Genomic DNA, 12,235 nt, shown 5'->3' with positions numbered 1-12,235 from the left:
TTGGTCCGTATGGCCCGCCCGATTGCACACCTTCGGGTGATGATCGGGCGGCAAGCCGTACGAGCAGGTGACACTCCGCGTGGGGGCGGGGCGCGGCCGGCTGCCGGTTCCGGCCGGGAGGGGACTGCCCAGGTGGGTGAGGCTAGTCCTGCGCGGGCGTCGGCGCGTTCGCCTCCGCCGTCGTGACCTCCCGCTCGGGCACACCTTCGCCGGAGCGGATCAGCTCGATGCGGCTCATGACCTTCGAGCGCAGGTCGCTGGGCACGTCGTCATGGCCGCAGCACCGCTTGACCAGCTTCTTCACGGCCTGCTCAAGACCGTACTTCTCCAGGCAGGGGGAGCACTCGTGGAAGTGCACCTCCAGCTTGGCGCGGTCGACGTCGGGCATCTCGCGATCGAGGAACTCGTAGAGGTGGTCGAGGACCTCGGAGCAATCCGTCTCGTGCGGCTCTCCGCAGCTCATGAGTCCGCGCCTTTCCGATCGTGCGACTCGTCCGCCGCCGCGGGCGCGCCCGCCGGGACCAGCCCGCGTCCACGGGCGTAGTCCTCCAGCAGACCGCGCAGCTGGCGGCGCCCACGGTGCAGCCGCGACATCACGGTACCGATGGGTGTCCCCATGATGTCCGCGATCTCCTTGTAGGCAAACCCCTCGACGTCCGCGAGATAGACCGCTATCCGGAACTCCTCGGGAATCGCCTGGAGCGCCTCCTTGACGTCGGAGTCGGGGAGATGGTCGAGCGCCTGCGACTCGGCGGAGCGCAGACCGGTCGACATGTGCGACTCGGCGCGCGCGAGCTGCCAGTCCTCGATCTCCTCGGCCGCGCTGCGCTGGGGCTCCCGCTGCTTCTTGCGGTAGGAGTTGATGAAGGTGTTGGTCAGGATCCGGTACAGCCACGCCTTGAGGTTCGTGCCCTCGCGGAACTGGTGGAAGGATCCGTAGGCCTTCGCGTACGTCTCCTGGACGAGGTCCTCGGCGTCGGCCGGATTGCGCGTCATACGCAATGCGGCTGAATACATCTGGTCGAGGAAGGTGAGGGCGTCCCGCTCGAAGCGCGCGTTGCGCTCGATGTCCGTCTCCTGCGGCTGCCCGTCCGGCCGGCCCTCGGTCACGCCGTCGGTCCCCGCGTCGGTGCCAGTGACCTGACCCACCTCCTCCGCCTTCGTGACGGGCTCGCCGAATGCGGACCCGCTCGAATCGGAGAATAGACGACGATCCGGTCCGCCCGCCGCCTCGTTCCGGGCGGTCCACCCCGACTGCGGCTGCGACCAGTCCAGGTCGGCGGCGCGTGGGCGGGCCGGGCAAGCGAGCGAACCCATACTGGGAACCCCTTCTTCTGGTGCGTGTACCTGAGCCTGTGCCGTGTCCTGTTTCATATCGACGCCGGGTACAACACACGGCCTCCGCAGCGCATTCCCGGCCCGTTTTCTCTCTCGATGCCGTACGTCCGCGCTGGTCAGCGCGGTACGCGGGCCAGCCAGTCGACGACGGCGCCGGTGATCCGCGCCAGCGCCTCCTCCTGGCCGATGTCCGCCTTCTTGGGCACGGCGAAGCCGTGGTCGCCGTGCGGGACGGCGACCAGCTCGATGCCGGCGGGCAGCTCGGGGAACTCCTCGGGGCGGCCGAAGGGGTCGCGGCCGCCTTGGACGACGAGGGTGGGCAGGCCGGCGCCGAGCAGTTCCCCGGCCCGGGACCGCTCCGGCTTGCCCGGCGGGTGCAGCGGGAAGGACAGCGCGAGCACGGCGCCGGCGCCCAGCTCGCGCGCCGTACGGCAGGCCACCCGGGCCCCGGCGCTGCGGCCGCCCGCGACGACCGGCAGCCCGGGCTTCTCCAGGGCGGGCCACAGCGCGCGCCATGCGAGGTCCAGCGTCTTCGGCGCGGGCGCGACCTTCTTGCCCGCCACCCGCCACGGCTGCTCGACCAGCGCCACGCTGACGCCCTGGGACGGCAGCGCGGCGGCCAGCGCCGCGAGGTCGCGCGCCTCGATGCCGCCCCCGGCGCCGTGGCCGACGGCCAGCACGGTGCGGGCGTCGGCGGCGCGGTGCCAGGTGACGCGGGCGTCGCCGACGGGCGTCGGCACGATCTCGCTGGTCCGCCGGGCCTGCTCGGTCTGCTGGGCCTGGTTGGCCTGCCGGGGCTGGTTGCTCTGCTGGGGCTGCTGGGTCCGCTGGGCACTCACGGGCCCATCCTGCCTCGTGGCGGCGCCGGGACGGGGGAGGCGGCTCAGAAGAGCGTGCCCACCTCGGGGGCCTCCAGCTCGGTCACCAGCTCCGGGCCGTTGTTGCGTACGTCACTGACGGCCGTGGCGACCGGGTAGGCGCGCAGCAGCCCGGTGGGCGGCGGGGCGAGGAGGGGGCGCAGGTCCTCGGGGTCGGTGCGGGAGGGGTCCAGCCAGTCCGCCCAGCGGTCCTCGGTGAGCACCAGCGGCATCCGGGGGTGGATCTCGGCCAGCGACCGCGGCCCCGCGCCGCCCTCCTCCGCGCCCCCGGCCGGCTGGGGAAACGGCTCCTTCTCCGCCTCTGTGGTGATGACCGTGCAGGTCACCCACCAGGCCCGCGGATGGTCGTCCGGCAGCGTCCGGTCCCGCCAGAACTCGTACAGCCCGGCCATGGCCATGACGGAGCCGTCGACCGGGGTCACGAAGTACGGCTGCTTGCGCGGCCGCTTGCGCTTCCCCTGCTCCTCCAGCTGCCGCTCCCCCGAGGCGGTGACCCACTCGTAGTAGCCGTCGGCGGGCAGCAGACAGCGCCGTGAGGCGAAGGGGCGGCGGTACGAGGGCTTCTCGTGCACCGTCTCCGCCCGCGCGTTGATCATCTTCACGCCGGTGTCCGGTGTCTTGGCCCAGGACGGGACCAGCCCCCACTTCAGCGCCCTCAACTGGCGAACCGGGCTCGGGTCCTCGGCGTCCTTGAGGGGGCGCTCGAGCACCGCGTACACGTCCTTGGTGGGCGCGACGTTCCAGTCCTGGGCCAGCGTCTCCTCCGGCTCCCACTTCCGCACCCCGAAGAGGCCGACGAGGTCCTCGGGCTTCCGGCTCGCTGCGTATCGACCGCACATAGGTGCCACACTGCCACGACGCCCAGGCCCGGTGACGCCGGGCCGAGGAAACCGAGCGGCGGAGAAGAACGTACTGAACAACGTACGGACCGACGCACGGACCGCCGTACGGAAGAGAACGAGCCCCGAGACGGACGCGAGGAGCCTCCCGCACATGGACAGCACGAACGCCGCCGATCTGTGGGACCGCGTCGTCGGCACCCAGCCGGACCCCACCACCTGGCTGGTCGCCGCCACCGGGCTCGTCGCGCTCTCCGTCGTGGTGTCGCAGACCGCCTGGCGGATAGCCCGCAACGCCATCACCATCGCCCACGAGGGCGGCCACGGCCTGGTGGCGCTGCTCAGCGGCCGGCGGCTGGACGGCATACGGCTGCACTCGGACACCTCGGGGCTGACCGTCTCGCGCGGCAAGCCCACCGGCCTCGGCATGATCCTCACCGCGGCCGCCGGGTACACCGCGCCGTCACTGCTGGGGCTCGCCGGGGCGTGGCTGCTGGCGGCGGGCCACATCACCGCGCTGCTGTGGGGGACCACGGCCCTGCTCGCCGCGATGCTCATCATGATCCGCAACGCGTACGGCGTGCTGACCGTCGTCGTCTCCGGGGGCGCCTTCTTCCTGGTGTCCTGGCTGACCGAGCCGGACGTCCAGGCGGCCTTCGCGTACGTCGTGGTGTGGTTCCTGCTGCTGGGCGGCGTCCGCCCGCCGTTCGAGCTCCAGCGCAAGCGCCGCTACTCGGGGGCGTACGACTCCGACCCCGACCAGCTGGCCCGGCTGACCAACGTCCCGGCCGCGGTCTGGCTGCTGCTCTTCCACGTCGTCTCGGTGAGTTCGCTGATCGGCGGCGGCCGCTGGCTGCTGGGGGTGTGACCGGGAAGCGTTTCGATCGGGTTTCGCCGTTTTTGATCGAGAATCCCACTCTCGGCGAGCCACTAAAGTGAGAGCCATGACCGGCATTGAGACCTCCTCGGGCGCGCACACCGCCCTCTGGCCCGCTCCGCTCGCCGACGGAGCGGTCGACGCGACCGTCACCGTGCCCGGATCCAAGTCGGTCACCAACCGCGGCCTGATCCTGGCCGCGCTCGCCGCCGAGCCCGGCTGGCTGCGCCGCCCGCTGCGCTCCCGCGACACCCTGCTGATGGCCGAGGCGCTGCGCGCCCTCGGCGTGGGCATCGAGGAGACGGTGCCCGACCGCTCCCCCGGCGCCCTGGGCGCCCCGGGCTCCGCGGGCAGCGGCGAGGCCTGGCGGGTCATCCCGGCCGGCCTGCACGGCCCCGCCACCGTGGACGTCGGCAACGCGGGCACGGTGATGCGCTTCCTGCCGCCGGTCGCGGCGCTGGCCGACGGCCCGGTCCGGTTCGACGGCGACCCGCGCTCCCACGAGCGCCCGCTGCACGGCGTGATCGACGCGCTGCGCGCGCTCGGCGCCCGGATCGACGACGACGGGCGCGGCGCGCTGCCGATGACCGTGCACGGCGGCGGCGCGCTGGACGGCGGCCCGGTGGAGGTCGACGCCTCCTCCTCCTCACAGTTCGTCAGCGCCCTGCTGCTGTCCGCGCCGCGGTTCAACCAGGGCGTGGAGCTGCGCCACGTGGGCGCCGCGCTGCCCTCGCTGCCCCACATCCGGATGACCGTCGACATGCTGCGGGCCGCGGGCGCCGCCGTGGACGCCCCGGAGGCGGGCGGCGAGCCGAACGTGTGGCGGGTGGCGCCCAGCGCCCTGCTGGGCCGCGACCTGGTGGTCGAGCCCGACCTGTCCAACGCGGCGCCGTTCCTGGCGGCCGCCCTGGTCACCGGCGGCCGGGTGACTATCCCCGACTGGCCGGAGCGCACCACCCAGCCCGGCGACGCGCTGCGCCGGATCTTCACCGACATGGGCGGCTCCTGCGAGCTCACCGACGCCGGCCTGACCTTCACCGGCACCGGCCGGATCACCGGCATCGACGCCGATCTGCACGAGGTGGGCGAGCTGACCCCGGTGATCGCGGCGGTGGCGGCCCTGGCCGACTCCGAGTCCTCGCTGCACGGCATCGCGCATCTGCGGCTGCACGAGACCGACCGGCTGGCGGCCCTCGCCAAGGAGATCAACGAGCTGGGCGGCGATGTCACCGAGACCGCCGACGGGCTGCGGATCCGCCCGCGCCCGCTGCACGGCGGGGTCTTCCACACCTACGAGGACCACCGGCTGGCCACGGCCGCCGCCGTCATCGGCCTGGTCGTCGAGGGCGTCCAGGTGGAGAACGTGGCCACCACGGCCAAGACCCTGCCCGACTTCCCCGGGCTGTGGACCGGCATGCTCGACGCGGCGACGGCCCCCGCGCGGAGAGCCTGAGGCGCCGCCGCCATGCGCCGCTACGGCAAGCACACCGACGAGGACGACGTCCGGGTCCGCCCCAACCGCCGGGGCAACCGCCCGCGCACCAGCATCCGCCCCAAGCACGAGGACGCCGCCGAGGGCTTCGTGGTGACCGTCGACCGCGGCCGGCTGACCGTCCTGGTCGAGGACCGCACGATCACCGCCATGAAGGCCCGCGAGCTGGGCCGCAAGGGCGTGGTGGTCGGGGACCGGGTGGCGGTCGTCGGGGACCTGTCGGGCGCCAAGGACACCCTCGCGCGGATCGTCCGCGTCGAGGAGCGCTCGTCGGTGCTGCGCCGTACCGCCGATGACGACGACCCCTTCGAGCGGGTCGTCGTGGCCAACGCCGACCAACTGGCCATCGTCACCGCGCTCGCCGATCCGGAGCCGCGCCCGCGGCTGATCGACCGCTGTCTGGTCGCCGCCTTCGACGCCGGTCTTTCCCCGCTGCTGGTCCTCACCAAGTCCGACCTCGCCCCGGCGGAATCCCTCCTGGAGTCCTACGGGCCGCTCGGCGTCCCCTATGTCGTCACCAACCGCGAGGAACTCGCCGACGGCGCCGTGGCCGACCGGGTGCGCGAGCGGCTCACGGACAAGATGACGGTCTTCGTCGGGCATTCGGGTGTCGGCAAGACGACTCTGGTCAACGCCCTGGTGCCGGACCGCAAGCGGGCCACCGGCCGGGTCAACACGGTCACCGGCCGCGGCCGGCACACCACCACCTCCGCGCTCGCGCTGCCGCTGCCCGACGGCGACGGCTGGGTCATCGACACCCCGGGCGTACGGTCCTTCGGGCTGCACCACGTGGACCCCGCGCGGGTCATCCACGCCTTCCCGGACCTGGAGCCGGGCACCGAGGGCTGCCCGCGCGCCTGCAGCCACGACGAGCCGGACTGCGCGCTCGACCAGTGGGTCGCCGACGGCCACGCCGACCCGGCCCGGCTCTACTCGCTGCGGCGGCTGCTGGCGACGCGCGAGCGGCGCGAGGGCGACTGATCCGCGGCTGCCCCTGTCCGACCCGCCGAAGGACGGTGACGTTTGCCACCCACCGCGGGCGGTAAATGGATAATCACACGATCGAGGCGGAAGCAGCCGACACCGGCGCGGGAGGACTTGTATGGCGTGGCTGCTGGTCGTGGTCGCCGGGCTACTCGAAACGGGCTTCGCCGTCTGTCTCAAGCTCTCGCACGGCTTCACCAGACTCTGGCCGACGATCGCCTTCTGCGCCTTCGCGCTGGGCAGCTTCGGCCTGCTGACGCTCTCTCTGAAGAAGCTGGACGTGGGTCCGGCGTATGCGGTGTGGACGGGTATCGGGGCGGCCGGGACCGCCATCTACGGCATGGTCTTCCTGGGCGACCTGGTCTCCACGCTCAAGATCGTCTCCATCACGCTGGTGATCGTCGGCGTGATCGGGCTCCAGCTCTCCGGCTCGGCGCACTAGTCGCACTGGGCGCACTGGGCGCGCCGGGCTCACTCTGCGCACTAGGCCAGCGCCCCGCGCACCAGGCTCTCCACCTCGCTCTCCCCCCGCTCCTCCGCCACCGGCGCGACCACGTACGACAGCGCCAGGCGCGCGGCCGTCTCGCAGGCCCGGCCGAGTTCCGCCGCCCCGTCCTGCGGCCAGTCGCCCGCCAGCAGGCGCACCGCGCGGTCCCTGACCTGCCCCAGGAGTTCGACGGGCGAGGGCAGTGGGTCGGGGCCGCCCCCGCGCCGGGGCGGGCGGGCCGCGGCGCGTACGGGCGAGGGGAGCCGCTCGTTCCAGCAGCCGGTGAGCACCGCCCGCACCAGGGGGTTGGCGGCCGCGGCCCGTACGGTCCAGCCCGCCGCGGCCGCCAGCCGCTCGTTCGGGGCGACGGCGCCGGAGGCCCCGGACAGGGCCCGTTCGACGCCGGTCAGATACGCCTCGGCCTCGCGGCGCACCAGAGCGCGCGCGAGGCCGTCCTTGCTGCCGAACTCGTTGTAGAGCGTCTGCCGCGAGACCCCGGCCGCCATGGCCACATCGACCATCCGGACCCCCGCCCACGGGCGCTCGGCGAGCGCGGTGAAGGCCGCGTCGAGCAAGGATTCACGTGCTGCGGGCATCGTCGCCTCCCAGGCCATGCGTCCGTCTTGGGCGGCACGTGCGGACAGAATTGACGCACCGCCAGGTGGTGTCAATAGCTCCGGCGTGCGCCCCGGGCGCCCCCGTCCGGCCGCGGTCGTGTGGATCGGCCGATTCCGTGTCGATACTGTTCGGCCATGCCCGACTACCACGATGACCTGCGGCTCGCCCACGTACTCGCCGATACCGCCGACGCCGCCACCATGGAGCGATTCAAGGCGCTCGACCTCAAGGTCGAGACGAAACCCGATATGACGCCGGTGAGCGAGGCCGACAAGGCCGCCGAGGAACTGATCCGCACCTCGCTCCAGCGCGCCCGGCCGCGGGACGCGGTGCTGGGCGAGGAGTTCGGCAGCGAGGGCAGCGGGCCGCGCCGCTGGGTCGTGGACCCGATCGACGGCACCAAGAACTATGTGCGCGGGGTGCCGGTATGGGCCACGCTGATCGCGCTCATGGAGCGCGGCGAGGGCGGCGACCGGCCGGTGGTCGGGGTGGTGTCGGCGCCGGCGCTCGGCCGCCGCTGGTGGGCGGCCGAGGGCCTGGGGGCGTACACCGGCCGGAGCCTGTCCTCCGCGACCCGGCTGGCGGTGTCGCGGGTGGCGCGGCTGGAGGACGCGTCGTTCGCGTACTCCTCGCTGAGCGGCTGGGAGGAGCGCGGCAGGCTGAACGGCTTCCTGGAGCTGACGAGGGCCTGCTGGCGGACGCGCGGCTACGGCGACTTCTGGCCGTACATGATGGTCGCCGAGGGGTCGGTGGACATCTGCGCCGAGCCGGAGTTGTCGCTGTGGGACATGGCGGCGAACGCGATCATCGTGCAGGAGGCGGGCGGCCGCTTCACGGGGCTCGACGGGGTACCGGGGCCGCTCAGCGGTGACGCGGCGGCCTCGAACGGCCTGCTGCACGACGAACTGCTGAGCCACCTGGGCGGTTAGGGGGTGTCTTGTGGATCAGGCTGGATCAGCGAGCGGCGTCAGGGGGCACCGCCCAGCGGTAGCTGGGGGAGCGTCCAGCCGCAAGGCGGAGGAGGAGAGCGCAGCGGCGCTGCGTGCGACGACGACAACGCAGCCGGGGGCACCTCCCAGCGGTAGCTGGGGGCGGGCGTGCCAGGCGTCGGGAGCACAGCATGATCCACAAGACACCCCCTAGGGCCCGCTCTGGGCGGGGACCGGCTCGTGCGGTCCGGGGCACGGGGGCGCGGCATGCGGCGGATCGGCTTCCGCGCGCCCCTTGTGAGCGTCCACGCCCTCATGTGAGCATGTGAATCCGCGCGCTTGTGAACTTGTGCATCCCAGCAGCGCGTCTGCGCCATGAGGAGTCGCAGCAAGGACCCACCGTCGCAGTAAGGATTCACCAAGGAGGGCTCATGACCCTGTCCCCGCCCATGTTCGTCCGCGACGCCATGAGCTCGGTCGTCCTCACCATCGGCCCCGCCCATACGCTGCGTCAGGCCGCCCGGTTGATGTCCGCCCGGCGGGTCGGCTCGGCGATCGTGCTGGACCCGGATACCAGCGGGCTCGGCATCCTGACCGAGCGCGACGTCCTCAACTCACTGGGCGCGGGCGAGGACCCGGACCGCGAGCGGGCCCACGCCCACACCACCTCCGACGTCGTCTTCGCCGCCCCGCAGTGGACGCTCGACGAGGCGGCGCACGCGATGGCCCGGGGCGGCTTCCGGCACCTGATAGTCCTCGACGCGGGCGACCCCGTGGGCGTGGTGTCGGTGCGCGACATCATCCGCTGCTGGACCGGCGCGCGGCGGCCCGCGCCGGCGCTCGCGGGGTGAACCCGGCGCCCGGGCGTGCGAGGGGTTTGGACGTCGTCTAAGTCAAGAAGGCATGGAGAGTGATACCGGTTCTGATCATGGACCGGCCCACTGCTACCCTTGCCTTATCTGACTGATAGGTGAATTGGCATGAGCGACCTTCTCGAACGACTCCGGGGACGCGGCTGGCGGCTGACGGCCCAGCGGCGTGTCGTCGCCGAGGTCCTCGACGGGGACCACGTGCACTACACCGCCGACGAGGTACACGCCCTGGCGACCGAGCGCCTGCCGGAGATCTCCCGCGCGACCGTGTACAACACCCTCGGCGAGCTGGTCTCGCTCGGCGAGGTGATCGAGGTCAGCACGGACGGGCGGGCCAAGCGGTACGACCCCAACGCCCACCACGCGCACCAGCACCTGGTGTGCGCCTCGTGCGGCACCATCCGCGACGTCCACCCCTCCGGCGACCCGCTGGCCGACCTTCCGGCGGAGGAGCGCTTCGGCTTCGCGGTCTCCACGGTCCAGGTCACCTACCGCGGGCTCTGCCCGGCCTGCGCGAGCGCCTGAGCACACCGCCCCGAAGGGCGCTGATCACACCGCCGGAAAGGCCCGGGTGCCACGCCCAAGGCTCTGAGGCTGCACGAAGGGCCCGGATCCTGGAGGATCCGGGCCCTTCGCCTTGGTAGCGGGGACAGGATTTGAACCTGCGACCTCTGGGTTATGAGCCCAGCGAGCTACCGAGCTGCTCCACCCCGCGTCGATGTGACGCAATAGTAACCACACGTCGACGGCTGGGGCAAATCGCGAGAACAGGGCCCGCTGAGCCCGGGGCGCTGGGGCCGGGGCGCTGAGCCCGGGGCGCAGGGCGCGCGGGCGGGGGCGCGGCTCAGGCCGTGAGCTCCTGCTGGAGGGCGTCCCGCAGCCGCGCCGCGCGCTCGGCGACCTCCGCCGGGCCCAGCTCGACGGCCCGGGCGCACCAGCGCTGGCCCTCGGAGAGCGCGCCCCGGCGGGCCGCGAGCAGCGCCAGCCGCAGGGCGGCCCGGCCGTGGCCCGCCTCGGCCGCGCGGGTCCACCACAGGGCGGCCTCCGGCTCGCTGCCCTCGCGGGCGAGCAGCAGGCCCAGGTTGAAGGCGCCGTTGCTGCTGCCGGCCTCGGCTGCCTCGCGGTACCAGCGCGCGGCCTCCACCACATCGCCCCGGCCCGCCGCGAGCATCCCCATGCGCACCTGGGCGCGCCGGTGGCCCTGCCGGGCGGCGCGCTCGTACCACTCCTCGTACTCCGGTACGACCGGCTCCATCTCGGCGCGCCCGAGGGAGCCGCGCGGGGAGGCCCCGTCGGCGGAGGGCCGGTCCAGCAGCGCGCCCAGCCGGAAGGCGGCCTCCGCGCTGCCGCCCCCCGCCGCGCAGCGCAGGTGGCGCTCGGCCTCGCGGTCGTCGCCCTCGCGCAGCAGGGCGATGCCGACCTGAAGCGCGGCCTCGGTGTGCCCGGCGGCGGCGGCCCGCTCGTACCACTGCTGCGCGGCCCGCTCCTCGCCCCGCCCGGCGTGCAGGATGCCCAGGTTGAACGCTGCGTCCACGCTTCCGGCCTCGGCGGCCTTGGAGAACCACGGCTCGGCGCCGGCCGCGTCGCCGCGCTGCAGCAGCATGACGGCCACGGCGTTGGCGGCCTCGCGGTGGCCGGCGTAGGCGGCGCGGCGGTACCACTGCTCGGCCTGCGCGGTGCGGCCCTGCTCGGCGCAGAGCAGCCCCAGGTTGTACGCGCCGTTGATGTCCCCGGCGTCCAGGGCGGTGCGGTACCAGCGCTCGGCGGTCTGGGTCTCGCCGCGGTCGGCGTGCAGCGCGCCCAGCGCGTTGGCCGCGTTGCCGTCGCCCTCCTGGGCGGCGCGGTGCCACCAGACGGCGGCGCTGTCGGTGTCGCCCGCGTCGCGCAGCAGGAAGCCGAGCGCGCAGGCCGCGCGGGGCTCGCCGTCCTTGGCGGACGTCAGGTACCAGCGGCCCGCCTCCTGGGTCTCGCCGCGCTTCTCCAGGAGCGTGCCGAGGTGCAGGGCGGCGCGCCGGTGGCCGCGCGCGGCGGCCTGGCGGTACCACTTCTCGGCCTCCGACTCGGCGCCGGGACCGGCCCGGCCTCGGGCGGCCTCGCCCTCGCGCTTGTCCAGGATGCGGGCGAGACGGTACGAGGCCTCTCGGTGGCCGCGCTCGGCGGCGGCCCGGAACCAGCGCTCGGCGCCGATGTCGCTGCGGTGCTCCAGCAGGTCGCCGAGGGCGTACGCGCCCAGGGTGTGGCCGGACTCGGCGGACTGGCGCAGCCAGTACTCGGCGGCGGGCTCGTCCCCGCGCTCGCGGTGGTGACGGCCGAGGGCGTGGGCCGCGGCGGCGGAGCCGGCGACGGCGGCGACGCGCCACCAGCCGGCCGCCTCCTCGGCGTAGCCGCGCTGGTGGAGGAGGACGCCGAGGTTGTTGGCCGCGGCGCGGTCGCCGGCCGCGGTGGCGGCGCGCAGATGGGGCTCGGCGCCGTCGAGGTCGCCGCGGCGCAGCAGCAGCGCGCCCAGGGCGCTCATCGACGCGATGTCGCCGGACTCGGCGGCCCGGCGGTGCCGGGTCTCTTCCTCGGCATCGTCGTGCGACTGCGCAAAACGCCCTGTCTCCAACAGACTGACCCTGTCCCCCATAAATTCCATCGTGGCATCACCTGCAACCCGGGTACACCTTGGTATACCCCAGCCGATGAGGTCACTTCAGCGTTTTGTCGACATGCCCACAGAGAGACAACCCAAACGCTTGTATCTCGATTCCTTGGGTGGACGTCCCCGGTGGACACACGACAAGGCCCGGATCCTTGCGGATCCGGGCCTTGTCTGTCAGTAGCGGGGACAGGATTTGAACCTGCGACCTCTGGGTTATGAGCCCACTACCGAGCTGCTCCACCCCGCGCCGTTGTGCCTCTACGTTACCACGGCGCGGAGT

The 12,235-nt window shown here is 73.3% G+C and carries 13 protein-coding genes and 2 tRNA genes; 7 read left to right on the top strand and 8 right to left on the bottom strand.

All coding sequences use genetic code 11. The features are described from left to right. Positions 1–142 precede the first annotated feature (142 nt). The 4 genes from rsrA to BBH68_RS19570 all read right to left on the bottom strand — a co-directional run bounded on the left by rsrA (position 143) and on the right by BBH68_RS19570 (position 3,055). Positions 143–463 (bottom strand): mycothiol system anti-sigma-R factor, encoded by a 321-nt coding sequence (gene rsrA / locus BBH68_RS19585; protein WP_065964240.1) that lies wholly within the window; start codon positions 461–463, stop codon positions 143–145. After that, entirely contained in the window at positions 460–1,149 is a 690-nt protein-coding gene (locus BBH68_RS19580) for a sigma-70 family RNA polymerase sigma factor (protein WP_065964238.1), read from the bottom strand. Before BBH68_RS19580 ends, rsrA begins: the two co-directional genes overlap by 4 nt. 305 nt (positions 1,150–1,454) lie before the next feature. Next, the gene (locus BBH68_RS19575; protein WP_065964403.1) at positions 1,455–2,078 is read right to left on the bottom strand and encodes an alpha/beta hydrolase family protein; all 624 of its coding nucleotides are present in this window, start codon (positions 2,076–2,078) and stop codon (positions 1,455–1,457) included. Between the two features lie 143 nt (positions 2,079–2,221). Then, the gene (locus tag BBH68_RS19570; RefSeq protein WP_065964237.1) at positions 2,222–3,055 is read right to left on the bottom strand and encodes an SOS response-associated peptidase; all 834 of its coding nucleotides are present in this window, start codon (positions 3,053–3,055) and stop codon (positions 2,222–2,224) included. Between the two features lie 154 nt (positions 3,056–3,209). Here BBH68_RS19570 and BBH68_RS19565 point away from each other — a divergent pair, with 154 nt between their 5' ends. The 4 genes from BBH68_RS19565 to BBH68_RS19550 all read left to right on the top strand — a co-directional run bounded on the left by BBH68_RS19565 (position 3,210) and on the right by BBH68_RS19550 (position 6,850). Continuing rightward, positions 3,210–3,923 carry a M50 family metallopeptidase gene (locus tag BBH68_RS19565; protein WP_065964235.1) on the top strand — a complete coding sequence of 238 codons (714 nt, stop codon included), beginning with the start codon at positions 3,210–3,212 and terminating at the stop codon, positions 3,921–3,923. A 76-nt stretch (positions 3,924–3,999) separates the two neighbouring features. Beyond that, positions 4,000–5,385, top strand: a complete 1,386-nt coding sequence (gene aroA, locus BBH68_RS19560; RefSeq protein WP_065964233.1) for a 3-phosphoshikimate 1-carboxyvinyltransferase — start codon at positions 4,000–4,002, stop codon at positions 5,383–5,385. Positions 5,386–5,397: 12 nt separating this feature from the next. Beyond that, positions 5,398–6,405, top strand: coding sequence for a ribosome small subunit-dependent GTPase A (gene rsgA, locus BBH68_RS19555; RefSeq protein WP_065964230.1), 1,008 nt, complete (start codon positions 5,398–5,400; stop codon positions 6,403–6,405). A 121-nt stretch (positions 6,406–6,526) separates the two neighbouring features. Beyond that, positions 6,527–6,850, top strand: coding sequence for a DMT family transporter (locus BBH68_RS19550; protein ID WP_065964228.1), 324 nt, complete (start codon positions 6,527–6,529; stop codon positions 6,848–6,850). 41 nt (positions 6,851–6,891) lie between these two features. Here BBH68_RS19550 and BBH68_RS19545 read toward each other — a convergent pair whose 3' ends face one another. Further along, a complete protein-coding gene (locus BBH68_RS19545; protein WP_065964401.1) occupies positions 6,892–7,491 on the bottom strand; it encodes a TetR/AcrR family transcriptional regulator in 600 nt (199 codons plus the stop codon). A 156-nt stretch (positions 7,492–7,647) separates the two neighbouring features. Between BBH68_RS19545 and hisN the strand changes: the two genes are divergently transcribed. The 3 genes from hisN (at position 7,648) to BBH68_RS19530 (ending at position 9,839) form a co-directional block, all read left to right on the top strand. Beyond that, a complete protein-coding gene (hisN, locus tag BBH68_RS19540; RefSeq protein ID WP_065964226.1) occupies positions 7,648–8,442 on the top strand; it encodes a histidinol-phosphatase in 795 nt (264 codons plus the stop codon). 449 nt (positions 8,443–8,891) lie between these two features. Continuing rightward, positions 8,892–9,293 (top strand): CBS domain-containing protein, encoded by a 402-nt coding sequence (locus tag BBH68_RS19535; protein ID WP_065964399.1) that lies wholly within the window; start codon positions 8,892–8,894, stop codon positions 9,291–9,293. A 129-nt stretch (positions 9,294–9,422) separates the two neighbouring features. Beyond that, positions 9,423–9,839, top strand: a complete 417-nt coding sequence (locus BBH68_RS19530; protein ID WP_065964225.1) for a Fur family transcriptional regulator — start codon at positions 9,423–9,425, stop codon at positions 9,837–9,839. A gap of 113 nt (positions 9,840–9,952) precedes the next feature. Here the strand turns inward: BBH68_RS19530 and BBH68_RS19525 are convergent. From BBH68_RS19525 to BBH68_RS42025, 3 genes are all read right to left on the bottom strand, one after another. Then, a tRNA-Met gene (locus BBH68_RS19525) sits at positions 9,953–10,029 on the bottom strand. A 129-nt stretch (positions 10,030–10,158) separates the two neighbouring features. After that, positions 10,159–11,949: a tetratricopeptide repeat protein gene (locus BBH68_RS19520; RefSeq protein WP_079151086.1), complete on the bottom strand. Its 1,791-nt coding sequence runs from the start codon at positions 11,947–11,949 to the stop codon at positions 10,159–10,161. Positions 11,950–12,133: 184 nt separating this feature from the next. Next, positions 12,134–12,202: transfer RNA gene (locus BBH68_RS42025), tRNA-OTHER, on the bottom strand. Between the last annotated feature and the right edge of the window lie 33 nt (positions 12,203–12,235).

It is taken from the genome of Streptomyces sparsogenes (assembly GCF_001704635.1).
In the GTDB taxonomy this organism is placed as follows: Bacteria; Actinomycetota; Actinomycetes; order Streptomycetales; family Streptomycetaceae; genus Streptomyces; species Streptomyces sparsogenes.
This window is presented reverse-complemented; position numbering and strand designations above follow the sequence as displayed.